The organism is Thiofaba sp. EF100, from assembly GCF_039822285.1.
In the GTDB taxonomy this organism is placed as follows: domain Bacteria; phylum Pseudomonadota; class Gammaproteobacteria; order Halothiobacillales; family Halothiobacillaceae; genus Thiofaba.
In genome coordinates this window covers 800957-824641 of sequence record NZ_JBAJEY010000001.1, presented here as the reverse complement: position 1 = coordinate 824641, position 23685 = coordinate 800957, and the positions used below count along the sequence as shown (strand labels likewise).

The 23685-nt window shown below is 67.6% G+C and carries 20 protein-coding genes; 5 read left to right on the top strand and 15 right to left on the bottom strand.

Features of this window, described 5'->3' with window-relative positions; all coding sequences use genetic code 11:
• Nucleotides 1-5: 5 nt before the first annotated feature.
• Complete coding sequence (gene ubiA / locus V6D91_RS04095) at nt 6-875, bottom strand: 4-hydroxybenzoate octaprenyltransferase (protein WP_347317982.1); 870 nt, start codon at nt 873-875, stop codon at nt 6-8.
• A 65-nt stretch (nt 876-940) separates the two neighbouring features.
• On the opposite strand from ubiA, the gene V6D91_RS04090 reads away from it, so the two are divergent.
• Genes V6D91_RS04090 through V6D91_RS04080 form a run of 3 tightly spaced genes read left to right on the top strand, consistent with a single transcriptional unit; the run spans nt 941 to nt 2336 of the window.
• On the top strand, nt 941-1477 hold the full coding sequence (locus V6D91_RS04090; protein ID WP_347317980.1) for a gamma carbonic anhydrase family protein: 537 nt from the start codon (nt 941-943) through the stop codon (nt 1475-1477).
• The gene (locus V6D91_RS04085) at nt 1477-2220 is read left to right on the top strand and encodes a DUF1461 domain-containing protein (RefSeq protein WP_347317979.1); all 744 of its coding nucleotides are present in this window, start codon (nt 1477-1479) and stop codon (nt 2218-2220) included. Before V6D91_RS04090 ends, V6D91_RS04085 begins: the two co-directional genes overlap by 1 nt.
• The gene (locus V6D91_RS04080; protein ID WP_347317977.1) at nt 2217-2336 is read left to right on the top strand and encodes an entericidin A/B family lipoprotein; all 120 of its coding nucleotides are present in this window, start codon (nt 2217-2219) and stop codon (nt 2334-2336) included. The genes V6D91_RS04085 and V6D91_RS04080 overlap by 4 nt, the downstream gene beginning before the upstream one ends.
• Before the next feature lie 14 nt (nt 2337-2350).
• Here the strand turns inward: V6D91_RS04080 and V6D91_RS04075 are convergent, their stop codons facing one another.
• A complete protein-coding gene (locus tag V6D91_RS04075) occupies nt 2351-3598 on the bottom strand; it encodes an Nramp family divalent metal transporter (RefSeq protein WP_347317975.1) in 1248 nt (415 codons plus the stop codon).
• Between the two features lie 111 nt (nt 3599-3709).
• Between V6D91_RS04075 and V6D91_RS04070 the strand changes: the two genes are divergently transcribed.
• Nucleotides 3710-4399 carry a metal-dependent transcriptional regulator gene (locus V6D91_RS04070; protein WP_347317973.1) on the top strand — a complete coding sequence of 230 codons (690 nt, stop codon included), beginning with the start codon at nt 3710-3712 and terminating at the stop codon, nt 4397-4399.
• Between the two features lie 147 nt (nt 4400-4546).
• Here V6D91_RS04070 and V6D91_RS04065 read toward each other — a convergent pair whose 3' ends face one another.
• The 3 genes from V6D91_RS04065 to uvrD all read right to left on the bottom strand — a co-directional run bounded on the left by V6D91_RS04065 (nt 4547) and on the right by uvrD (nt 11350).
• Entirely contained in the window at nt 4547-5650 is a 1104-nt protein-coding gene (locus tag V6D91_RS04065; RefSeq protein WP_347317971.1) for a TRAP transporter substrate-binding protein, read from the bottom strand.
• Between the two features lie 86 nt (nt 5651-5736).
• On the bottom strand, nt 5737-9051 hold the full coding sequence (locus V6D91_RS04060) for an EAL domain-containing protein (protein ID WP_347317969.1): 3315 nt from the start codon (nt 9049-9051) through the stop codon (nt 5737-5739).
• Nucleotides 9052-9181: 130 nt separating this feature from the next.
• Nucleotides 9182-11350, bottom strand: a complete 2169-nt coding sequence (gene uvrD, locus V6D91_RS04055; protein ID WP_347317967.1) for a DNA helicase II — start codon at nt 11348-11350, stop codon at nt 9182-9184.
• Between the two features lie 82 nt (nt 11351-11432).
• Between uvrD and V6D91_RS04050 the strand changes: the two genes are divergently transcribed.
• The gene (locus V6D91_RS04050) at nt 11433-11960 is read left to right on the top strand and encodes a hypothetical protein (protein WP_347317965.1); all 528 of its coding nucleotides are present in this window, start codon (nt 11433-11435) and stop codon (nt 11958-11960) included.
• A gap of 141 nt (nt 11961-12101) precedes the next feature.
• Here the strand turns inward: V6D91_RS04050 and V6D91_RS04045 are convergent, their stop codons facing one another.
• The 10 genes from V6D91_RS04045 to dapF form a co-directional block, all read right to left on the bottom strand.
• Nucleotides 12102-14909: an EAL domain-containing protein gene (locus V6D91_RS04045; protein WP_347317963.1), complete on the bottom strand. Its 2808-nt coding sequence runs from the start codon at nt 14907-14909 to the stop codon at nt 12102-12104.
• A 132-nt stretch (nt 14910-15041) separates the two neighbouring features.
• Entirely contained in the window at nt 15042-16613 is a 1572-nt protein-coding gene (gene ubiB / locus V6D91_RS04040; RefSeq protein WP_347317961.1) for a ubiquinone biosynthesis regulatory protein kinase UbiB, read from the bottom strand.
• On the bottom strand, nt 16610-17236 hold the full coding sequence (locus V6D91_RS04035; protein WP_347317959.1) for an SCP2 sterol-binding domain-containing protein: 627 nt from the start codon (nt 17234-17236) through the stop codon (nt 16610-16612). Before V6D91_RS04035 ends, ubiB begins: the two co-directional genes overlap by 4 nt.
• Entirely contained in the window at nt 17233-17982 is a 750-nt protein-coding gene (ubiE, locus tag V6D91_RS04030; protein WP_347317957.1) for a bifunctional demethylmenaquinone methyltransferase/2-methoxy-6-polyprenyl-1,4-benzoquinol methylase UbiE, read from the bottom strand. The genes V6D91_RS04035 and ubiE overlap by 4 nt, the downstream gene beginning before the upstream one ends.
• Nucleotides 17979-18338, bottom strand: a complete 360-nt coding sequence (locus V6D91_RS04025) for a DUF971 domain-containing protein (RefSeq protein ID WP_347317955.1) — start codon at nt 18336-18338, stop codon at nt 17979-17981. The genes ubiE and V6D91_RS04025 overlap by 4 nt, the downstream gene beginning before the upstream one ends.
• A gap of 703 nt (nt 18339-19041) precedes the next feature.
• The gene (hslU, locus tag V6D91_RS04020; RefSeq protein WP_347317954.1) at nt 19042-20382 is read right to left on the bottom strand and encodes an ATP-dependent protease ATPase subunit HslU; all 1341 of its coding nucleotides are present in this window, start codon (nt 20380-20382) and stop codon (nt 19042-19044) included.
• A 160-nt stretch (nt 20383-20542) separates the two neighbouring features.
• Nucleotides 20543-21076, bottom strand: coding sequence for an ATP-dependent protease subunit HslV (gene hslV, locus V6D91_RS04015; protein ID WP_347317952.1), 534 nt, complete (start codon nt 21074-21076; stop codon nt 20543-20545).
• A gap of 180 nt (nt 21077-21256) precedes the next feature.
• Nucleotides 21257-22174, bottom strand: coding sequence for a tyrosine recombinase XerC (locus V6D91_RS04010; protein WP_347317950.1), 918 nt, complete (start codon nt 22172-22174; stop codon nt 21257-21259).
• Complete coding sequence (locus V6D91_RS04005) at nt 22171-22830, bottom strand: DUF484 family protein (protein WP_347317948.1); 660 nt, start codon at nt 22828-22830, stop codon at nt 22171-22173. Before V6D91_RS04005 ends, V6D91_RS04010 begins: the two co-directional genes overlap by 4 nt.
• Nucleotides 22827-23657, bottom strand: coding sequence for a diaminopimelate epimerase (dapF, locus tag V6D91_RS04000; protein WP_347317946.1), 831 nt, complete (start codon nt 23655-23657; stop codon nt 22827-22829). The genes V6D91_RS04005 and dapF overlap by 4 nt, the downstream gene beginning before the upstream one ends.
• Nucleotides 23658-23685: the final 28 nt, after the last annotated feature.

The window sequence follows — 23685 nt, the reverse complement described above, 5'->3', positions numbered from 1 at the left end:
TTCACTCATTTCCAAGCCAGATCCACCGCCAGCCCGACGAACACCGCCATGCCGAACCACTGGTTGTTCTTGAACGCCGCGATACAGGCGACCGGCTCGCGTTTGCGGATCAGCCACTGCTGCCACAGGGCAAAGCCCGCGGCGGCCAAGAGGCCCGCGCCGTAGGCCCAGCCGAGCCCCGCACGCAGGCCGACCAGGGCGAGCAGCAGGAGGGTGGCGAGCTGAAGCCCGCCGATGATCAGGCGGTCGAAGCGGCCGAACAGGATGGCGGTGGATTTTACCCCGATCTTCACATCGTCCTCCCGGTCGGCCATGGCATACATGGTGTCGTAGGCCACCGTCCACAGCACATTGGCGGCAAACAGCAGCATGGCGGTGAGATCGAGCGTGCCCTTTTCGGCGGCATAGGCCATCGGAATGGCCCAGGAGAAGGCGATGCCAAGGTGCAGCTGCGGCAGGTGATGCCAGCGCTTCATGAAGGGGTAGCTCGCCGCCAGCAGCACGCCGACGATGGACAGCTTCAGCACCAGCGGGTCGAGCAGCCAAACCAGGCCGAAGGCGGCCAGTGCGAGCACGGCGAACACGGCGAGCGCCTCCCGGGGCTGGATCAATCCTGCGGCGAGGGGGCGTTCGCGGGTGCGGGCGACGTGGGCGTCGAAGTCGCGGTCGGCGTAGTCGTTGATGGCGCAGCCGGCCGAGCGCATCAGCACCACCCCGGCGACGAACACGGCAAGATTCAGCGGACTCGGCAGGCCGCCCGCGGCCAGCCACAGGGCCCACAGGGTGGGCCAGAGCAGGAGCACCCAGCCGACCGGGCGATCCAGCCGGGTCAGCTGGACATAGAGGCCAAGGCGTTGCACAAGCTTCGCAAACATGAGGGCATCGTTCGGATTGGGGGCCTGAGAGGGTATCATCCCGTGATCTTTCTGGAGTGATGCCGATGACCATCCGACGTTTCGAGGGCCACATGCCCACGCTTGAGGCCGGCGCCTGGGTCGATCCCACGGCCCTGGTCACCGGGCAGGTGCATCTCGGGCGGGATGCCTCGATCTGGCCGATGAGCGTGCTGCGCGGTGACATCAACCGCATCGAGATGGGTGATCGGACCAACGTGCAGGACGGCACCATCGTCCACGTCACCCACGCCAGCCGTTTCAACCCGCGCGGTGCGCCGGTCATCGTGGGCAGCGATGTGACGATCGGTCACAAGGCCGTGCTGCATGCCTGCACCATCGAAGATCGCTGTCTGATCGGCATGGGCTCGGTGGTGCTCGATGAGGCGGTGATCCGGCGCGAGGTGATCGTTGGCGCGGGCAGCGTGGTGCCGCCCGGCAAGGAGCTGGAGAGCGGTTACCTCTGGCTCGGCGCGCCGGCGCGCAAGGTGCGCCCGCTGACCGACGAGGAGCTGGAATACCTCGGCTATTCCGCCGACTACTACGTCGAACTGGCCCGCCGCCACGCCTCCGGCGAGGCCTGATGCCGCGGGCCGTGCGGGGATTGGCGATCGCGGCCTACGGGCTCCTGCTCTGGCTGGCCGCGCTGTGGCTCGCCTGGCTGCTGTTGGCGAAGGTCGATTTTCTCTATCCCATGGCCTATCGCCTGATCGACATCCCCGCCACCCTCAACACCTTTGTTCCGCAGAATCGCCATGGGCGGCAGGATTTCATCCGCACCGATGCCGCCGAGCATGCCCGCCTGTTCGCCGCCATCGCCGAGGCCGTGCGCCATGGCGGCCAGGGCTTGGAGGGGCTGCGCTACCATGACCCGCAGGGCCGCGAACTCGGGCGTCTCTTGACCGCGGACGAGGTCACGCATCTTCGCGACGTGGCGCATCTTATCGAGACGGGGGAACGCGCCGGTCTGCTGGCGCTCGCGGGCTGGGGCGGACTTGCGCTCCTGCTCAGCCTTGGGCGCGTTCCCGTTCCGCAGGCGGGGAGGCTTCTGGCCGGCAGTTTGGCCGGGCTCGCACTCCTTGCAGGCGCGCTGCTCGCCCTGGGGCCGGTTGAGGTCTTCTATGCCTGGCACCGCTGGGTCTTCCCGCCCGATCACCCGTGGTTCTTCTACTACCAGGACTCGCTCATGAGCAGCCTGATGCAGGCGCCGAACCTGTTCGGTTTCATCGGTGCCCTCTGGCTGGGCGCGAGCCTGATGCTCTTGTTAGCATTGAACGTCATGGCCCGCCAGGCGGGCCGGATCCTCATGCAAAGGAGATCGTCGTGAAAGCAGCATCCATCCTTGTTCTCGCCACCCTGCTCCTGTCCGCCTGCAACACCTTCGAGGGTATTGGCAAGGACATCAAGAAGGGGGGCGAGGCCATCGAGCGCGCCGCCAAGTAATTCGCCCGGCCTCGTCACTCGCCGCTGAACAGGAAGCCAAGATTCAGGGCGATGATGAGCAGCGCACAGGCCCAGGCCAACCCCACCATCCAGCGCGGGGCGGTCATGTCGCCCATCAGGGCGCGGTTGGAGACCAGGAGGATCAGGGGCAGCAGGGTAAACGGCAGCTGCATCGATAGGATCACCTGCGACAGCACCAACAGGCCGAGGGGCTTGGCGCTCGCGAGGATGGCGATCACCGCGGGGATCATGGTCAACAGCCGAAGCGTCAGGCGCAGCCTGGCGATGTTGACCGGGCGGCCGAGCAGGGGCTCGAACACGATCTGGCCGGCCAGGGTCGCGGTGGTCGAGCTGGCCACCCCCGAGGCCAGCAGGGCGATGGCGAAGGTCAGCGCGGCCGCCTCGCCGAACAGGGGCCCCAGGGTGACATAGGCCTGGTCGAGGTCGGTGATCAAGAGGCCCTGTTCGTGGAAGGCCGCGGCGGCCGTGATGAGGATGGCGGAGTTGACCATCCACGCGGCGAGCAGGGCGCCCACGGTGTCCCACTTGAGGATGCCGTAGATCCGGCGCTTGTCGTGGTTCGCGTCCCGCAGCCGGGTCAGCACCTGCGACGAGTGCAGGAAGATATTGTGCGGCATGACCGTGGCGCCGATGATCCCCAGCGCGATGAACAGGGCCGTGCTGTCGGTGATGGTGGCGTTCGGCAGGAAGGTGTGGGTGGCCACGGCGGCCATGTCGGGCTGGATGATGAGGAGCTCCACCACATAGCCCAGGCTGATGGTGGCGACGAAGGCGATGATGGTCATCTCCACCCAGCGGAAGCCAAAGCGCTCCAGCCACAGGATCAGCAGCACATCGAACACGGTCAGCACCACCGCGATCGGCAGCGGGATGTCGAACAGCATGTTCAGCGCCACCGCCACTCCAAGAAATTCCGCAAGATCGGTCGCCATCATCGCCAGCGCCGCGGTGGCGAGCAGCCCCTTGGCGCGCCAGCCTGCGTAGCGTTCGGCAATCAGCTGGGCCAGGTTCCGCTCCGTGGCTACCCCGAGCCGTGCGGCCAGCAGTTGCACGAGGATGGCGATCAGGCTGGCCAGGGTGATGACCCATAGCAGGGCATAGCCATAGCGGCTGCCGGCCTCGAGGGAGGTGGCCCAGTTGCCCGGATCCATGTAGCCCACGGACACCAGGAAGGCGGGCCCGAGATAGAACCAGAAGGGACGAACGATCGGGCGGTCTTGGACGCAGGGGATGTCGCTCATCAAATTAGGTAAGGCTAAAAATGGGATTTGGACAATCTAGGGCAAGCCGACGCGCCCGGTCAAATGCAGGAAAGTGATAAGGTTCATGCATTCTTCCTATCGTTGCCCTCCATGAGCAGCCGTGCCCTCCAGGACTATCTCAAGGCCATCTACAAGCTTGCCGGGGATACGGCGGAGCCGGTCTCGACCTCCGCCCTGGCCGAGCGGCTGAAGGTGGCCCAACCCTCGGTGAGCGGGATGGTCAAGAAACTGGCCGCCGAGGGGCTGATCGAGCACATCCCCTACCAAGGCGTGCGCCTGACCGCGACCGGGCGCCGGGTGGCGGTGGAGACCATCCGCCGCCATCGCATCGTCGAGCAGTTCCTGGTGCAGGTGCTGGGGCTGTCCTGGGACGAGGTGGACGCGGAGGCGGAGGTGCTGGAGCACAGCGTCTCGGAGCGGGTGGTCAACCGCATGTGGGAGGTGCTCGGCCGCCCGGCAAGCGACCCCCACGGCTCCCCCATCCCACCGCCGCATGAAGACCTGCATGAGCTGCGGGTCCTCTGCGCGCTGGTCGATGCCCCGCTGGGGCTATGCCTGCGCGTGGCCCGCCTGCACGAGCGACGGCCGGAGGAGTTGCGCTATCTCGGCGGGCTCGGGCTCGTGCCCGAAGCCTTGGTGTGGGTGGAGGAACGTGCGCCCTTCCAGGGTCCCTTGATGATCCGGGTCAACGGCGCCCTGCACGTCCTGGATGCCGGACTGGCCGCGGCGATCCTCGTCGAAGTGAACGACCAGGAGGAGGGTGCCGTGGAGAAGGCGTGAGTCCTTGGGGTGTGCTGAATCCCGTTAGAGCGCCACCGTCGTGACGATGGCGTGGATCAGGATCGACGGCGGCTCCTGGACGACCGGCCAGGCGACCGGCTCCACCGGCCTGACCTTGGCGCCGGTGGAGCCGTTTCCATGCCCGCGTCAGCCGCGCGCCTTCAGGAAGGCGACCTCGGAGGCATCGGTCCAGGGCTTGACCCGGTCGCGGAAGGCGATGAAGGAGTCGTAGACCTTCTTGGTCAGCGGGTCATGCTGGGCCACCTCGGCCAGCACCTCGGCGGAGAGCTTCTTGAGCTCCGCGATGACATCATCCGGCAGGTTGCGTACCTGCACGCCATGCTCGCGCTTGAGCGTTTCCAGCGCCTGATTGTTGCGTGCCATGAATTCGGCCAGCATGTCGGCGTTCACCACCTTGCAGGCGTTGAGCACGATGCTCTGCAGGTCTTTGGGCAGGGCCTCGAGGGCCTGCTTGTTGATGATCGCCTCCATGGTGCTGCCCGGCTCCTGCCAGCCCGGTGCGTAGTAGTACTTGGCCGCCTTGTACAGGCCGAAGGCGAGGTCGTTGTAGGGGCCGACCCACTCGGTCGCGTCGATGGTGCCGGACTGCAGCGCGGTGAACAGTTCGCCGCCCGGCAGGTTGACCGGGGTGCCGCCGGCGCGGCGGAGCACCTCGCCGCCGAGGCCCGGGATGCGCATCTTCAGCCCCTTGAGATCGGCAAGGCTGTTGATCTCCTTGTTGAACCAGCCGGCCATCTGCACGCCGGTGTTGCCGCACGGCATGGGGATGAGACCGAAGGGGGCGTAGACCTCCTGCCACAGCGCAAGGCCGTCACCGTAGAACAGCCAGGCGTTCATCTCCTGCGCGGTGAGGCCGAAGGGTACGGAGGTGAAGAACTGGGTCGCCTCGTGCTTGGCCTTCCAGTAGTAGGCGCCGCCGTGGCCGATCTGCGCGGTGCCGCGCGCGACGGCATCGAACACCTCCAGTGCCGGCACCAGCTCGCCCGCGGCGAACACCTTGACCTCGATCCGCCCGCCGCTCATCTCGTTGATGAGCCGGGCGAGGTTCTCGGCGCCGGTGCCGAGGCCGGGGAAGTTCTTCGGCCAAGTGGTGACCATCTTCCATTTGATCACCTCGGCGGGCTTGGCGTCGGCGTGACCGGCGGTCTTGGACTTGTCGCCGTTGCAGCCGGCGAGTGCGGCGGCGCCGGCGCCGAGGGTGAAGGTGCGGATGAAGTCGCGTCTGCGCATGGAGTCACTCCCTGGGGGCTCGATTCGGATCGGCGCAGTATCGCATGAGGGACGTTCAACCCAGAGGGGCCATGGGCGCTTCGGGTTCAGTCGTCCTGCCGGCGAAGCTCGTCCAGAAGGTCGAACAGCGCGTCGCGGTGGCTGAGCAGCTCGGGGATGAGTTGGCGCGCATCGTCCTGGCGATGGGCCTGCATGTGCTCCAACATCGCGCTGGCGGTGCGGTGGACGTCGTGATGCACGTCGTGCAGGCGGACAAAGGCCGGATGACGGCCATAGCGCGCTAGCCCCGGGCCGCCGTACCAGCGGCCGAAGGAGCACTGGCGGGGGTCGAGGATCACGCTTTGGGGCGGCGGCGCCCCTGGGGCTGATTCGACCCAGCCGAGCAGTTGATCCAGCCAGTTCTCGTGCGCCTGGCGGGCAAAAAGCAGGCCGAAGTGGCGGTCCGTCGTCGTGGCGGGGATGTCGGTCCGCCAGGCGGATGGACGCCGCCAGGTTCGGATCCAGTCCGGCAAGGCCCCGGCGGGCATGGGGCGGGCGATGCCATAGCCCTGGCCGCAGCGGCAGCCGAATTCGAGCAGGCGGTTGGCCAGTGGTGCGTCTTCCACGCCTTCCGCAATGACCGGCAGATCGAGCAGGTGCGCCATGTCGATGATGCCCTTGGCGATGGCGGCGTCGTTGGCATGCTCAAGAATGTTGCGCACGAAGCTGCGGTCGATCTTCAGGCTCTGTACTGGCAGCTGCTGCAGGTAGATCAGCGAGCTGAAGCCGGTGCCGAAGTCATCCAGCGAGAAACCGACGCCCATGGTCTGGCAGGCCAGGATGATCTCCCGCGCGCGCTGCAGGTCCGCCATCGCTGCGGTTTCGGTGATCTCCAGCACGATCTGGCCGGGATGGACGTTGCCATGCTGGCGCAGCAGGGCGCCGAGTTCCTCCACGAAATGCGCATCCAGGAACTGGCGCGCAGCGACGTTGATGCCGAGCTTGAGTCGCAGGCCGTGCTGGTTCCATTCCGCGAGCTGGCGCAGGGCGGCGCGGAGGATCCAGTGGCCGAGGCGCACGATCAGGCCGCTTTCCTCGGCCAGGGGGATGAACTCGCCCGGCATGCGCAGGCCATGGGAGGGGCTGTTCCAGCGGACCAGCGCCTCCGCGCCGGTGACCTCGCCGCTGACCATGTCGACCTGGGGCTGGTAGTGCAGTTCCAGTTCGTCCTGCTCGATCGCCGCCTCGAGTTGGGTGAGCAGTTCGTGGCGCTGGATGAGGTTCTCCTCCATCGCCTTGTCAAAGAACAGGTAGCGGTTGCGGCCGAGGGACTTGGCCTGGTACATGGCAATGTCGGCCTGCCGCAGCAGGGTGTCGAGGTCGGCGCCGTCGTCGGGGAACAGGCTGATGCCGATGCTGGCCGAAACCCGCACGAAGTCGTTGCCGATGGCGATGGGCTCTGCCACGGAGCGTATCAGCGCCCCCATCGGGCGCTGGAGGTCGTCCTCCTTGTGGGCATGGGAGTGGACCCCTGAGAGCACGAGGGCGAACTCGTCGCCCCCCATCCGGCTGACGATGTCGCTGCCGCGCAGGTTGGCAGTCAGGCGCGCGGCGATGACCCTGAGCAGCTGGTCGCCGGCTTCGTGCCCCATGCGGTCGTTGACCTCCTTGAAACCGTCCAGGTCGATCAGGGCCACGGCCAGCCGTTGCTTCTGGGCCGCGGCCTGGGTGAGCTGCCTGCCCAGGCGCTCGCGCAGTAGGCGGCGGTTGGGCAGGTTGGTCAAGGGGTCGTAGTAGGCGAGGGATTCGATCTCGCGCGCCTGGCGGATGGCATCCTCGGCCGCCTGCAGTTCGGTGATGTCCTGGATGAAGGCCGCAAAGCGGTGCCGGCCCTTGAGTTCAAAGCTGGCGAGGCCGATGCCGATGGGGAAGCTGGAGCCGTTCTTGCGCACGCCCATCACGGTGCGGCCGATCAGCGGGCGGTCGCCATGGCGGGCACTGAAGTCGGCTATGTAGCGGTCGTGTTCGGAGGCATAGGTGGAGGGCATGAGCATGCTGACGTTCTGGCCGAGCATCTCTTCGGGGGGGTAGCCGAACATGCGCGCCGCCGAGGGGTTGACGGTCAGCATGATGCCGCGCTCGTCGGTGGTGATGATGCCTTCGGTGGAGGTCTCGATGATGGTGCGCAGGTAGGCTTCCTGGTCCCGAAGTTCGATATTGCGCTGGATCACCTCGGCGCGCATGGCGTTGAAAGCCTCGCCCAGTTCCCGCATCTCGCGGCTGCCGCTGTGCGGCACGGCGGGGGTGATGTCACCCTTGGCGAAGCGGCGTGCGACCCGGGCCAGCTGCCGCAGGTCACGGCTGAGGCCGCGCGTGGTCAGCAGGGCCAGCAGCATTCCGAGCAGCAGCAGCGCGGCGCTGATCGCCATGCTGAACCAGAGCGAGGCGCGAAGCGAGCCCATCAGCGTGCCCATGGGCTGGACGGCGAACACGGACAGCGTCCGGTCCGGCCAATGGGGGTGCAGCTCGACGCGGCGCGCGCCGATCAGATGCTCGTGGCCGAGAAGGATGGGCTCGCCCCGGCCCTCGAACCAGGGGGCGAGTTCGGGGTGCTGGTCCTGGATGAGGTGACGCTGGCCCAGGTCGAAACCGAAGGTCAGGTCCCGCTCCGGGGCCAGGAGCAGGTCGCCCTCCTGGTTGGTGACGTAGAGCTGGGTTCCGCGGGGGGCGAGCGTGGCGAGGCGATCGAGCACGGGCCCGTAGGCCAGGTTGACGACGAGTATCCCGAACAGGGCGCCTTGGTCGGAATAGAGCGGGGTAGCCATGCGCAGCACGGGCGTGTGGGGCACCTCGATCCTGCCGTGTTCCTGGTTGAGGTCGACCCGGGACAGGTAGAGGGCCCCCTTGGGCAGGGCCAGGGTGTCGCGCACGTAGGGGCGGTCCCCCTTGGCCTGTAATTCGGTCGCGGGGATGCGTATGACCTGGCCGTCGCGGCGGTCGAGCCGCAGCAGCTCGCGCCCGCCTTCCGCCTGGCCGATCAGGCGGACCTGGATGTATTCGGGGTGGGTGCGCAGCAGGGCATCGAAGATGGCGGCCAGGTTCTCCAGTGCCGCGCAAGGTTCGTTCGGCCCCGGCTCTTTGGTCTGGCAGGCCCCGTCCGCCACCATGCGAGCAGAACGCACCTCGGCCAGCAGCAGGGTGTCTCCCCCCAGACCCTTGACGGAGTCTCGGATCACGTCCGCCGCACGGTCCAGCAGCGCTTCGAGGTCATCCCGCTGGTGGGCGAGCAGGTCCTGGCGCTGGACATGGTAGAACGCCGCCCCCGTGGCCAGCGAGGCAAGCAGCAGGAAACCGCCCAGCAGCAGCATCGTCTGCTGACCGAGGCTCAGGGGGCGCTTGGCGGTCCGGGCTGGGGTGGGCATCGGTGGGGCGTGGTGGCGACTCGGCAGGGGGTACGGGCTATATGGGGGCTGCCTGCCCGGAAGAATAATGAAAGTTTAGCCCTGGAATCGGGGTATGCACGCCCCCGGGGATGCCGTGGGGCGGCCTTGGTCAGAGTGGTGTGAGATTGGCATAGGCCAGCACCAGCCACTTGCTGCCCTGGCGGCCGAAGTTGACGTGCACCCGCGCCTGCGGGCCGGCGCCCTCGTGGCCGATGATCACGCCCTCGCCGAAGATGGCGTGCTGCACCGTCTGGCCAAGGCGCAGGCCGCTCTCGGCGGCGTCCATGGCGCGCACATGCTGCGGGGAGAGGCCCATCGGCCGCACCACCTGGGCGCGGGGGCGCACGTCGCGCAACAGGTCCGGGGGGATCTCGCCGAGAAAGCGCGAGGGCTGCGGGTAGAGGTCCTTCCCGTGCAGGCGGTGGCGCTCGGCGTAGGTGAGGACCAGCTGCTCGCGCGCGCGGGTGATGCCCACGTAGGCCAGCCGGCGCTCCTCCTCCAGCTTGGCGGGGTCCTCGCGCGACATCTGGTGCGGGAACAGCCCTTCCTCCAGGCCGACGATGAACACCAGCGGGAACTCCAGGCCCTTGGCGGCATGCAGGGTCATCAGCTGCACGCAGTCCTGGTGCGCCCCGCCCTGGGTCTCACCCGACTCCAGCGCGGCATGGCCGAGAAAGGCCTCGAGCGGGGCGAGCCCCAGGGCCTGATCCTCCTCGCTCAGGCTGAAGCCGCGCGCAGCATTGATGAGTTCCTCGATGTTCTCTGCGCGCATCTCGCCCCGGTCCGCATCCTTCTTGTGGAACTCCATGAGGCCGCTGGCTTCGGCTACGTGGGCCACCTGCTGCTCCAGCGGCAGGTCCTCGATGGCCGCCGCCATGGCGTCGAGGCCGAGCACGAAACCGCGGATGGCCGCAGCGGCGCGACCAGTGAGCTTGCCATCCGCCAAGAGCGCCAGGGCGGCCCCCCAGAGAGAGAGCCGCTGCGCACGGGCCGCCTCGCGCACCTGCTCCAGGGTTTTTTCGCCGATCCCGCGCGGGGGGACGTTGACCACGCGCTCGAAGGCGGCGTCGTTCTCGCGGTGCCGGGCGAGGTTGAGGTAGGCGAGCATGTCCTTGATCTCGGCGCGCTCGAAGAAGCGCAGGCCGCCAAAGATGCGGTAGGGCAGGTCGAAGCGGATCAACTGCTCCTCCAGTACGCGTGACTGGGCGTTGGAGCGGTAGAGGATGGCCACGTCCTGCAAGGGGTGCCCGGCTTCGTGCCAGGCACGGATGCGCTCGGTCACGAAGCGCGCCTCGTCCTGCTCGTTGAAGGCGGCATAGACCTGGATCGGCTCGCCCTCCTTGCCGTCCGTCCACAGATTCTTGCCGAGCCGCTCGTCGTTGTGGGCGATGACCGCATTGGCGGCCGCAAGAATGGTGGCGGTGGAGCGGTAGTTCTGCTCCAGGCGCACCAGATGCGTGCCGGGGAAGTCGCGTTCGAAGTGGCGGATGTGCTCCACCCTCGCCCCACGCCAGCCGTAGATAGACTGGTCGTCATCCCCCACCGCGAACACCTGCCCCTCACGTCCGGCCAAGAGGCGCAGCCAGCCGTACTGCAGGGCATTGGTGTCCTGGAACTCGTCCACCAGAAGGTGGGTGAAGCGGCGCTGGTAGTGTTCGAGCAGGGTGGGCGTGTCGCGCAAAAGCTCCAGGGCGCGCAGCAAGAGTTCGGCGAAGTCCACCAGCCCGCTCTGGCGGCAGAGCTGCTCGTAGGCCTCGTACAGCTCCAAGAGCTGGCGGCTGGCCGGGTCGAAGCCGGGCTGGATGGCGGAGGGACGCAGCCCCTCCTCCTTGCGGCCGTTGATGTAGCCCGCCACCATGCGCGGCGGCCAGCGTGACTCATCCAGGCCCCGCTCGCGCAAGAGGCGCTTGATCAGTCGGGTCTGGTCGTCACTATCGAGGATCTGGAAGCCCTGCGGCAGTCCGGCCTCCTGCCAGTGCGCACGCAGCAGGCGGTGGGCAATGCCATGGAAGGTGCCAATCCACATGCCGGAGGCCGCGTGACCGAGCAGCTGTTCGACCCGGCCGCGCATCTCGCCCGCGGCCTTGTTGGTGAAGGTGACGGCCAGGATGGCATAGGGTGAGACGCCCATCGCCTGCACCAGCCAGGCGATGCGGTGGGTGAGGACACGGGTCTTGCCGGAACCGGCCCCGGCGAGCACCAGGGTGGTGCGGGCGGGGCTGGTGATGGCTTCGCGCTGGGCGTCGTTGAGCGGGTCGAGGATGGCTTGAAGGTTCATCGCGGCATTCTACCGGGCATTTCAAGCGCGCGGGAAATGGCTTTAAATAGGCTTTAAATTCTTTTTATGAGGATGGCTTCCCATGGTTTCCATGCAACGTCGCGTGTTCGTCCTGGGGTTGGTCGGGGTGGGGCTGGCTGCCTGCGGGACGCCGCCGGATGTGCTGCCCAAAGGGTCGCCCGAGCAACAGGCCGAGGCGGTCCATACCACTTTGCAGCGTGTGGTCGAGGGCCTGGCGGCAGGGCAGGCGCGTGCCTTGATCGACCAAGGGTTGGTCTTTCTGCCCCTGCGCTGGCGCAGGCAGCAGAAGGAATATCAGGAGCTCGAAGAGCTGGGCAAGCAGCTTGCGGGGCGTAAAACCCTTGTGCTGGGGGATGTGCATGTCGATGGCCGCTGGGCGCTCATCGAACACGTCCTGGCCGATGGCGAACGGGTTGGGCCGGCCGATGCCCCGTGGTTTCTGCTCTATTTCAGCGGCCAGTGGCGCTGGCTGCCCGCCAGCATCATGAAGGATCAGGCCATCACCGGGATGATGGACAGCCATTTCGACCGCCTGTGGGCGGGCTGGCAGGCGGCGCATCCCAAGGCCTCGAGGCCGGGTGGTGGGTGAGCAGCCCCGCTGGCGACGATCGGAGCCTGCACCCTGCGAGGGGGTAGGAAAGCGCTGAACAAATGCCTCTCCCCCCTCTCCCTAACCCTCCCCCACCAGGGGGGAGGGGACGTGCCACATTCCAGGTTTCTCAGCATTTCCTTAGGTCCGGCCTCCGTGCAAATACCGCGCCTCGATCTCCTCGGGCGGTAGCGGCCGGGCGAAGTAGTAGCCCTGCACGAAGTCGCAGCCCAGCCGTGTGAGGGCTTCGGCCTGCTGGGCATCCTCCACCCCTTCCGCCAGGGTGGAAAAGCCGAGTTCGCCAGCCATCTGGATGATCAGGCGCGCCACGGCGTCGCCCTTGCCCGACTGGGTGACGGTGTCGACGAAGCGCTTGTCGATCTTGAGGATGTCGATCGGCATGTCAGCGAGGTAGCCGAGGTTCGAATAGCCGGTGCCGAAGTCGTCCAGCGCGATCTTGATGCCCAGGCCCCGCAGGCGGTCGAGGTTGCCGCGCACCATGGGGTTGTCGGTCATCATCATGCTCTCGGTGACCTCGATCTCGAGGGCTTCCACGGGCAGGCCGCTCGCGTTCAGGGCGCGCTGGACGATCCTGATGCAGTGCTCGTTCTCCAGTTGGGCGATCGACAGGTTGACCGCCACGCGCCAGCTCACGCCAAACGCCTCGCGCCAGGCCTGCATCTGCCGGCAGGCGGTGCGCAGCACCCAGTCGCCGATGCTGCCGATGACGCCGATCTCCTCGGCCAGTGGGATGAACCGTCCCGGAGGGATGGGGCCAAGCTCAGGATGCGGCCAGCGGAGCAGCGCCTCGGCGCCGATCACCTTGCCGTCGCGCAGGCTCAGCTGCGGCTGGTAGGCCAGTTGGAACTGCTCCCGCTCGATGGCCTCGCGCAGGGCTTGCTCCAGACGCAGGCGCTCCTCCGCATGGCGGGTCATGCTTTCGGTATGGAAGCGGAAGGCATTGCGGCTCTGCTTGGCCTGGTACAGGGCCACGTCGGCGTGGCGCAGCAGGTCATCGGGGTTGTCGGCGTCCTCGGGGTAGAGGCTGATGCCGATACTGGTGGTGATGTGCATGCTGCGCCCGGCGATCTCGAAGGGGGCGAGAAGGGCCTTCAGGATGGTCTGTGCGCGACGTGAGGCATCGTCGGCATCACCGCGCACCAGCATGACGAATTCGTCGCCCCCCATGCGCGCCACCGTGTCGATGGCGGGGGTGAGCTGGCGTAGCCGGTCAGCCACCTGCACCAGCAGCTGGTCCCCTTGGATGTGTCCCAGGGTGTCGTTGATGTGCTTGAACATGTCCAGGTCGATGAACAGCACGGCCAGGCGTCCCTGGCGATCGCGCGCATGTTCGAGGGCGATGTTCAGGCGGTCATGCAGCAGCACGCGGTTGGGCAGGTCGGTGAGGGCGTCGTGGTGGGCGAGGTGGGCAATGCGCTCCTCCTGCGCCTTGCGTTCGGTGATGTCGGTGAAGACGCCGATGTAGTGGGTGACCTCGCCGAGGTCATCCCGCACGGCGCTGATGGCCAGCCACTCGGGATAGACCTCGCCGTTCTTGCGGCGGTTCCAGATCTCTCCGCGCCACTGCCCCGCCTCCTTCAATGCGGCCCACAGCCTCTCGTAGAAGGTGTCATCATGCACCCCGGACTTGAGGCAGGAGGGGCGCTGGCCGATGCATTCGGCTGCGGCATAGCCGGTGATGTTCTGAAAGGCGGGATTGACCCGCAAGATGCGGCCTTGCGCGTCGGTGATCATGATGCCTTCGTGGCTGTGCTCGAAGACCTTGGCTGCCATGCTCAGTTCGGCCCGCTGGTGGTCGAGCGAGCGCAGCATGGTGTCGAGGGCGTCGGTCAGGCGCATGACCTCGCGCGTGCCAGCGGCCTTGGGCAGGGCGTGGATGCTGGCACCGCTCGCGATGGCCTGGGCATGGCTCGAGATGCGCTCAAGCGGGGCGGTGATCCGCCGAACCTGCAGGGTGAGCAGCAGCAGGAACAGGGCGAATCCCCCGGCGGAGGCTGCCAAGATGGTGTGGCTGAGCCGGTCGGCGACCGCATAGGCTTCCTCGACCGGCTCGCGGGCGAGGATGATCCATTCGGGGTTGGGCCAGCCTTGGGCGGTCTTGGTTTGGGCGAAGGCGGTCACGTAGCGCCGGCCATCCGGCCAGGTCTCCACCCGCGAGCCGGTGTCGCCGAGCATGGCGAGCTGCACGCTCTCGAAGTTCAGCACGCGTGCACTGGGCGGCTCCTCCGGCGTGCCGACCAGGATATTGCCCATCTTGTTGAGCACGAAGATGTCGACGTGATCGTCGTGGCCGAACCCCGACCCCTTCATCAGCGCGTCGCGTATCAGGTACGACCAGTCCCAGCTTAGGTGGCCGCACAGCACGCCGATGGGCCTGCCGTCGGCATCGTGGACCGGGCTTGCGATGTCGGCCAGCCGCAGGGGGAGCGGGTCGATCTTGGGTTTGGGCAGGATCTTCGCCAGCAGCACGGCGTCATGCACGTCCCCGACATGCGGCCCTTGCAGCCCCTCAAGGAACCAGGCCCGCTTGGCCACGGTCTTGCCTTCGAGCAGCCCTTCGCTGCCGGCGATGACGTTGCCTTCAAGGTCGGTGAGCCCAATCCACGCGTAGAGCGGATAGGCGCGCTTGAGCTCGTCGAGCAGCACCCGCTTTTCCGCGGCGGAGGCGTTCGGGTCGCGCAGTTGGGGGAGGCTTGCGATCAGCCCGATCTCTCGCGAGCGCTGGTTCAGGCCGCTGGCCAGCTTGTCCGCCAGGTGATTGGCGCTGTTCTGCAGCAGCCGGTCGCGGCAGCGTTCGACCACGGCTCGGCCCTGTTCGCTGGTCCACCAGCCAAGCACGAGGAGGAGCAGGGCAGCCGCGAGCGTGAGGCTGATGAGAAGCTGATGGCGCAGGCTCAGGTCGCGCCAGCGTTGGATGATTGCGGGCATTTCGGCGGCAGGTGCGAGGGAAGGGTTGGTGTGGAGGGAAGGTACATTGTAGCAAGAGCACTCTGCTGTCATGGGAATAGGCGGTCCGGCCCGCAGCTTCTGCAGCCGGTTTGTCCCATGTCCGACAGGCGCTCAGGCCATCCAGCACAGGCCCAAGGTCAGGAGCATGGCCGTGATGGCGAGTAGGGTCAGCTGCAGGCCGATGCGGCGTGCACGTTCCATCGATCCCCGCAGGGCGCGGAGTTCTTGTGCCTGGCGCTCCAGCAGTTCCGCCTGTCTCTTCTGCGCGCTCAAGGCCTCGTGGGTCAGGCGCGGCAGCTCGGGAAGCAGGGCGAGCGCGCGCGGCAGTTCCTCGCGCAGCGTGTTCAGCGCCGCCTTTGGGCCGATCCGCTCGCGCATCCAGCGCTCGATGAAGGGCTTGGCGGTGGTCCACAGGTCAAGGTCGGGATAGAGCTGGCGACCAAGGCCCTCCACGTTCAGCAGGGTCTTCTGCAGCAGCACCAGCTGCGGCTGGACTTCCATGTCGAAGCGGCGCGCGGTCTGGAACAGGCGCAGCAGGAAGTGGCCGAAGGAGATCTCGCGTAGCGGGCGCTGGAAGATCGGCTCGCTGACGGTGCGGATCGCGGCCTCGAACTCGTTCACCCGGGTGTGGGGCGGCACCCAGCCGGATTCGATGTGTAGTTCGGCCACCCGGCGGTAGTCGCGGTTGAAAAAGGCGTGGAAGTTCTCCGCCAGGTAGCGCTGGTCCTCCGGGGTGAGGGTGCCCATGATGCCGAAGTCGACCGCCATGTAGCGCGGTGCGGCGGGCGTTTCGGGGGAAACGAAGATATTGCCCGGGTGCATGTCGGCATGGAAGAAGTTGTGGGTGAACACCTGGGTGAAGAAGATTTCCACCCCGCGTTCGCCCAGGGCCTTCATGTCGATGCCCGCCGCGCGCAGGGCGGCGAGGTCGCTGATGGGGATGCCGTGGATGCGCTCCTGCACCATCACGTTCGGCTGGGTGTACTCCCAGTACACCTCGGGGACGTACAGCAGGTCCGATCCGGCGAAGTGGCGCGCCAGCTGGCCGCAGTTGGCCGCCTCGCGCACGAGGTCGAGCTCGTCGTGCAGGGTCTTGTCGAACTCGTCGACCACGTCCACAGGGTGCAGGCGGCGCGCCTCGCGCGAGGCCTTCTCGGCCAGGGTGGCGAGGGTGTGGAGGATCTCGAGGTCGCGCTCGATGATGGGCAGTATATTGGGGCGCACCACCTTGACCACCACAGCCTTGCCGTCCGGCAGGCGTGCCGGGTGCACCTGGGCAATGGAGGCGGAGGCGAGCGGAGTCTCGTCGAACTCGAGGAACAGCTCGCCGACCGGCTTGCCGAGTGCCTTTTCGATCAGGGCACGGGCCTGCGTGCCGGGGAAGGGCGGCACCCGGTCCTGCAGCTTCGCCAGTTCGTCGGCCACGTCCTCGGGCAGCAGGTCGCGGCGGGTGGAGAGGGCCTGGCCGAACTTGACGAAGATCGGTCCCAGTTCCTCCAAGGCCTGCCGCAGGCGCTCGCCGCGCGAGCGGCGGGTGCGACCGAGAAGGCGCCAGGGTGAGAGCCAGAGCATGAAGCGCAGCGGCTTGAACCAGGGGGTGGCGAACAGCAGTTCGTCCAGCCCGTGGCGCATCAGGGTCCACTGGATGACGGTCAGGCGGATCAGGAGGCGGGGGCGGATCATGCGCTCGTCTCCATGCGCGAACGTTCGAACCCTTCTTCCAGACGCCGGAGGCGCGCCTCCAGCGCGTCCACCCCCTCCCGCATCCGGTCGACGGCATCGAACCACGGTTCCAGTTCGGCGCGGTGGGGGGCGAGGCCGGTTTCGTCGCGCAGGTCGTCGGCCGTATCCTGCAGGCGGTGCTCGGTAAAGCGGTGCAGTTCGTCGTTCACGCCACGCCACACACGGCCGAGCTGATGGGCGAGCAGCATGCCGACATGCGGGGTCAGCGCCACCTCGAGGTCAGGCGCGAGTCCGCCGAGGAGGCGGGCGGTGCGCACGGCAAGGTGAGGGTCGCCGGTCAGCTCGATGTCGCCATGCATCAGATCGCCGCGCATCCGTGCGCGCAGGAAGCCGAACGGCGAGGCGCGCAGCACGGCATCAGGGGCATCCGGTCCGGGACCGGCCACGATCAGCGCATCGCTCTGGGGCAGCAGGTCGAGGTCGAACAGGCCTTTCAGCTCGATGCGGATGCGCCTGCCGGCCAGCCCGCGGAGCTCCTCCCGGGTGGCCGGGTCAGCCTCGAGCGCGGCGTTGCAGGCCCGCTCCAGTACAAGGCGCGCCAGCTCGGCGATTTCGGGGGTCACGCCTTGAAACCCCAGTGCAGGGCGACGATGCCATCGCTCATGTTGAGATAGTCGCAGCGCATGAACCCCGCGGCTTCCATCATGCCTTTGAGGGTGTCCTGGGCCGGGTGCATGCGGATCGACTCGGCCAGGTACTGGTAACTCTCCGCATCCCCCGCGACCAGCTTGCCCATCAGCGGCAGGGCCTTGAAGGAGTAGAGGTCGTAGAGCTTCTTCATCAGGTCGTGGCGCGGGTGGGAGAACTCCAGCACCAGCGCGCGTCCGCCGGGCTTGAGCACCCGCAGCATCTCGGCGAGCGCCTGCTCCTTATGGGTGACATTGCGCAGGCCGAAGCCGATGGTGACGGCATCGAAGCTGTTGTCGGCGAATGGGATCATCTCCGCGTTGACCTGTGCGCTCTGGGCCTCGGCGCCGAAACCGTCGTTGATCAGGCGATCGCGGCCGCGGATGAGCATCTGGGCATTGATGTCGGACAGCACCACCAAGCCCTCGCGGCCGACCTGCCGGAGCATTCCGGCGGCCAGATCCCCGGTGCCGCCGGCAAGATCAAGGGCGCGCATGCCGGGCCGCAGGCCAGTACGCGCGAGGGTGATGCGCTTCCACAGGCGATGGATGCCGAACGACATCAGGTCGTTCATCAGGTCGTACTTGCCGGCCACGGAGTCGAACACCCCGCGCACAAGTTTCGCCTTCTCCTCCACCGCCACGCGGCGGAAGCCGAAATCCGTCGAGTCTTTGCTCATCATGCGTCCCGTGTCTTGCCCGCCGCGTTCAGCCGTTCGAGATAGCGCGCCCAGTGGGCGTCGTGGTCCCGGCCGAGGGCGTAGAGAAAGTCCCAATCATACAGCCCGCTGTCGTGTCCGTCGTCGAAGATCAGCTTCACCGCGTACTGGCCGACCGGTTCGATAGCGTCGATGTTGACCTCGCGCTTGCCGCTGACCAAGAGCGGCTCCGGCAGGCCGTGGCCGCGGACCTCGGCGGAGGGGGAGAACACGCGCAGGTATTCGCAGGGCAGGGTGAAGGTGCTGCCATCGTCGAAGGCGACTTCGAGGGTGCGGCTTTGGCGGTGGAGGGTGATGGCGGTGGGGTGGTGGAGGGACATGGTTTTTGGCGGGGTGGGCGGTGTTTGGGAAGTGAAGGTTTTTTGGACTCCCCTCTCCCTTTGGGAGAGGGGCTGGGGGTGAGGGGCGAATTCCCCCTTGGGGTCGCCATGGCCGGGGCTGTGGAGACCGGGTGAAAGGGCCATGGATGGCCCTTTCAGTCCCGCCGCGACAGGAAGTCGCGTCGGGACGGCCCGGTCGGAGCAGCCCCGGCCATGGCTTGCCCGAAGGGCGACCCCGCGGGGGTGCCCTTTCTTTGGTGCCTTTCTTTGGGCAAGCAAAGAAAGGCACTCGCCCGCGTGCGATTCAAGCAGTTCGGAGCGCGCCGCTTGAGGCGGGCGAAACGGCCCGCGAGCCTGTCTCAAAGCGGCGTTGAACAACCGTTGAAGTGGTTTTTCGCCCGCTTTGAAGCTTGTTTCTTCGAACATGCACCCGTGCAAGCGGGCGAGTTACTTTTCTTGCTCGTGCAAGAAAAGTAACCCAAAGAACACGCCCCCGCGGGGCCGGCCCTTCGGGCAAACCCTGGCCTGATCTGCTCCAGCCGGGCCGCCCCGACGTGACCTCCTGTCACGACGGGGCTGAATGGGCCATCCATGGCCCATTCACCCGGCTTCCACAGACCAGTCCAGGGCGGCCCCGAGGGGGAGTCACCCCTTCGTTCCACGCTGGAATGTCCAGAAAACCTTCGTTTTCTGGACAGCAGCATCAAAGGATATACCGGCTCAGATCCTCACTCTTCACCAGCACCCCAAGCCTCTCGTCCACATCCGCGGCATCGATCGTCACCGTCTCCCCCGCCCGGGCCGGGGCCTCAAACGCCAGATTCTCCAGCAGCCGTTCGACCACGGTGTGCAGACGGCGGGCGCCGATGTTTTCGGTGGTGGCATTCACCTCGAAGGCCACCTCCGCCAGGCGGCGGATGGCCGCGTCGGTGAAGTTCAGGGTCACGCCCTCGGTGGCGAGCAGGGCCTGGTACTGCTTGAGCAGGGCGGCGTCCGGCTCGGTCAGGATGCGCACGAAGTCGTCGGCGGTCAGGGCAGTCAGTTCCACCCGGATCGGCAGGCGACCCTGGAGTTCGGGGATGAGGTCCGAGGGGCGGGCCAGATGGAAGGCGCCGGAGGCGATGAACAGGATGTGATCGGTCTTGATCATGCCGATCTTGGTATTGACCGTGCTGCCTTCGATCAGGGGCAGCAGGTCGCGCTGCACGCCTTCACGGGAGACGTCGGCACCGCTGTACTCGCCCTTGCGGCAGACCTTGTCGATCTCGTCGATGAACACGATGCCGTGCTGCTCGACCATCTCACAGGCCTCCTGCTTGATCTCCTCGTCGCTGACCCGGCGCGCGGCCTCCTCCTCGGTGAGCTGGCGCAGGGCCTCGGCGATGCGCATCTTGCGCCGCTGGGTGCGCTGGGTGCCGAGGTTCTGGAACAGCCCCTTGAGCTGGCTGGCCATGTCCTCCATGCCGGGCGGGGAGAGGATGTCTACGCCGAGCCGCGGCCCCTCCAGCTCGATTTCGATCTCCTTGTCGTCGAGCTGGCCCTCGCGCAGGCGGACGCGGAATTTCTCGCGCGTGTTGGCGTAGGCCTTGTCGGTGTGCTCGTCCGCCCCCCAGGGGTTGGCATCGCGCGGCGGGGGAAGCAGGGCGTCGAGCACGCGCTCTTCGGCGGCCTCGCGCGCCGCCTCGCGCACCCGCTCCTGCGCCACGGCGCGTACCATCTTCATGCTCACATCGGCAAGATCGCGGATGATGCTCTCCACATCACGCCCTACATAGCCCACTTCGGTGAACTTGGTTGCCTCCACCTTGAGGAAGGGGGCGTTGGCGAGCTTGGCCAGGCGGCGGGCGATCTCGGTCTTGCCCACCCCGGTGGGGCCGATCATGAGGATGTTTTTGGGGGTGATCTCCGAGCGCATGGGCTCGTCCACCTGCTGGCGCCGCCAGCGGTTGCGCAGGGCGATGGCCACGGCGCGCTTGGCGTCCTTTTGGCCGACGATGTGCTTGTCGAGTTCGGCGACGATGTCCGCGGGGGTGAGGGTGTTCATGGGCCTTCCGGAATTCATGTAGGAGCAACTGTCTTGTTTGTTCTGGGGTTTCACCCTCTCCCCCGCCCCTCCCCCTCAAGGGGGAGGGGAGAAAGGGGTAGGAGCGGCGCCCCCGCCGCGATCAGGGTGACCTTGAGCGTGGCCTCGTTCCTGGGGCGGATCAGAGCTCTTCGATGGTGAAGTTGCGGTTGGTGTACACGCAGGTCTCGGCGGCGATGGTGAGGGACTGCTCGACGATCTGGCGCGCATCCAGCGCGGAGTGCAAGAGCAGGGCGCGGGCGGCGGACTGGGCGTAGGCGCCGCCGGAGCCGATGGCGAGCAGGCCGTGCTCTGGCTCGAGCACATCACCAAGGCCGGAGATGGTGAGCATGGTCTCGCGGTCGGCGACGATCAGCATCGCCTCCAGGCGACGCATGGCGCGATCCGTGCGCCAGTCCTTGGCCAGCTCCACCGCCGAGCGGACCAGATTGCCGCCGTGCTTGACCAGCTTGGCCTCGAAGCGCTCGAACAGGGTGAAGGCATCGGCCGTGCCGCCGGCAAAGCCGGCGATCACGCTGCCGTCGTGCAGGCGGCGCACCTTGCGCGCATTGCCCTTGACGATGGTGGGGCCGAGCGAGACCTGGCCGTCGCCGCCGATGACGGTGCGCCCGTCGCGGCGGACGCAGAGGATGGTGGTGCCGTGGAACTGTTCCATGGGGGTGTCAGCCGGTTGAGGAGGGCTGAAGTTTAGCATCCGCGGCGTAGGGTGGCTGACCTTGGGGTACGGGGTGCCCTCCCCCCTGATGGGGGAGGGTTAGGGAGAGGGGGATTTTCAGCGCTTGAGCACCCTCTCCCCCAGCCCCTCCCCCTCAAGGGGGAGGGGAGAATCTGTGTTTCAAGCCTTGTCCCGCCTCGCCCGCGGGTGGGCGGCGTCGTACACCCTCGCCAGGTGCTGGAAGTCGAGGTGGGTGTAGATCTGGGTGGTGGCGAGGCTGCTGTGGCCCAAGAGCTCCTGCACCGCGCGCAGATCACCGCTGTTCTGCAGGAAATGACTGGCGCAGGCGTGGCGCAGCATGTGCGGGTGCACCCGGCCGGCGAGGCCGTGCTTGCGCGCAAGGCGGGTGAGTCGCCCCTGCACCGTACGCGGGGCGATGGGCCGGCCGAGGCGGCTGAGGAACAGGGCGGTCTCCCCCGGCGGGGCAAACAGCGGCCTAAGCGGCAGCCAGTGGCACAGGGCGGCGAGGGCGGCCTGACCGACCGGCACGATGCGGGTCTTGCCGCCCTTGCCGAGCACGCGGGCGGCGCCTTCGCCCAGGTCTAGATCAGGCAGGTTCAAGCCGCAGACCTCGGCCAGGCGCAGGCCGCTACCGTACATCAGCTCCAGCATGGCGAGGTCACGGGCCTCGAGAGCATCGTCCGCGGGTTGGTCGAGCAGGTGGTTGAGCGGCTCGGGCTCGAGGGTCTCCGGCAGGCGGCGGTCGGCGCGCGGCAGGCGCAGGCCGAGGCTGGGGTCGTGCTCGATCATCCCCTCGCGGCGCAGGGCGCGCAGCAGGGCGCGCACGGCGGCCAGGCGGCGGGCGAGGGTGCGGGGGGAGAGTCCTTCCGCATGCCGTTGGGCCAGCCACAGGCGCAGGTGGTGGGGCTGGGTTTCCGGCCAGTCGGTGAGCCCTTGCGCGGCGAGGGAGGCCCAGGCATCGGCCAGGTCGCGCGCGTAGGCCGCGCGGGTGTGGGGCGAGGCGTTGTTCGCAGCCAACTGGGCGAGGAAGGCGTCCAGCCGGGGGGGGCTGTGCCGCCCCTCCGCCGGGCCGCTCATCGGGCGTGGGCCAGTGCGGCGCTGACCAGGTCGCCGATCTGCTCGAGGAACAGGGTGCCCATGTCCGGGGCAAAGCCCTGCGGTTCGCGCTTGACCAGCAGCATGGCGCCGGCAAAGCCGCGACCGCGCAGCGGGATCGCCGCGACCGAGGCGGTTTCCGGCAGGCCGTGGGCGACCAGCAGCTCGCGCAGGGCGGGGCTGGTGCGCGGCATCTGCGGTGCCTTGAGGGCAAACAGGGCGGGCCACAGCTCGCCCTGGGCCGGTGCCAGGCAGGGCGTGACGAGGGGGTGCCCCTCCTCCAGCCCGATCAGTACACCGGCCAGATCAAAATCCGTGCACAGGCGGGTGCGCGCGGCCTCGAGCACCTCGCAGGGGCTGCCGGCTGCAATCAGCGCGAGGGCGAGCTGGTGCATGCGCGCGGCCAGGCGCTCGTTGGCATGCGCCTGGGTGTGCAGGTCACGCAGGGTCTTCTCCAGCGTGCCGACCCGCTCGCGCAGCAGGGCCGCCTGACGTTCGACCAGGGACACAGCGCCGGGGGCGGTGTGCGGCAGCCGCATGGCAAGCAGCAGGGTTTCGTGGCCGACGAAGAAGTCCGGGTGCTCGGCCAGGTATTCGGCCACAGCCTCCTCGCCCAAGGTGACGAAGGCGTCGCTCACAGCGTGATCCTCCCTTCGAACACCCGGGTGGCGGGGCCGGTCATCAGCACGTGCCGGCCCTCGCCCTGCCAGTGGATGGTCAGGCGGCCGCCGGGCAGGTCGACCTTGACGGTATCGACCAGCCAGCCGTGCAGGCGGCCAGCGACTACCGCCGCGCAGGCGCCGGTGCCGCAGGCCAGGGTCTCGCCCGCACCGCGCTCGTACACGCGCAAGCGGATGTGGTCGGGGGCGAGGACCTGCATGAAGCCGACATTGACCCGCTTGGGGAAGCGCGGGTGGGATTCGATCGCCGGGCCGAGGGTCTCGACCGGGGCGCTGTCCACGTCCTCCACCCGCAGCACGGCATGCGGGTTGCCCATCGACACGGCGCTGATGACGTGCATCTCGCCGTGCACCGCCAGGGGGTAGCTCATCGCGCGGGCCGGGGCCTCGAAGGGGATCTCGGCGGGTTCCAGGCGTGGCACGCCCATGTCCACCGTCACCTCACCATTGTCCTCCACGTGCAGCACGATGCGCCCGGAGGCGGTCATGACCGGGATGGTGGTGGCGTCGGTCAGGCCCTCGTCGCGCACGAAGCGGGCGAAGCAGCGCGCGCCGTTGCCGCATTGCTCCACCTCGCCGCCGTCGGCATTGAAGATGCGGTAGCGGAACAGGGTGTCGGGGCTGGGGGCGGGCTCGACGAGCAGCAGCTGGTCGCAGCCGATGCCGAAGTGCCGGTCGGCGAGGAAGCGGACCTGTTCGGTGGTGAGGCGGATCGGCTGGCGCACGCCGTCGAGCACGACGAAGTCGTTGCCGAGGCCGTGCATCTTCACGAAGCTGAGTTGCATGGGCTGACGCCTTTTCTGGGAGGACCGC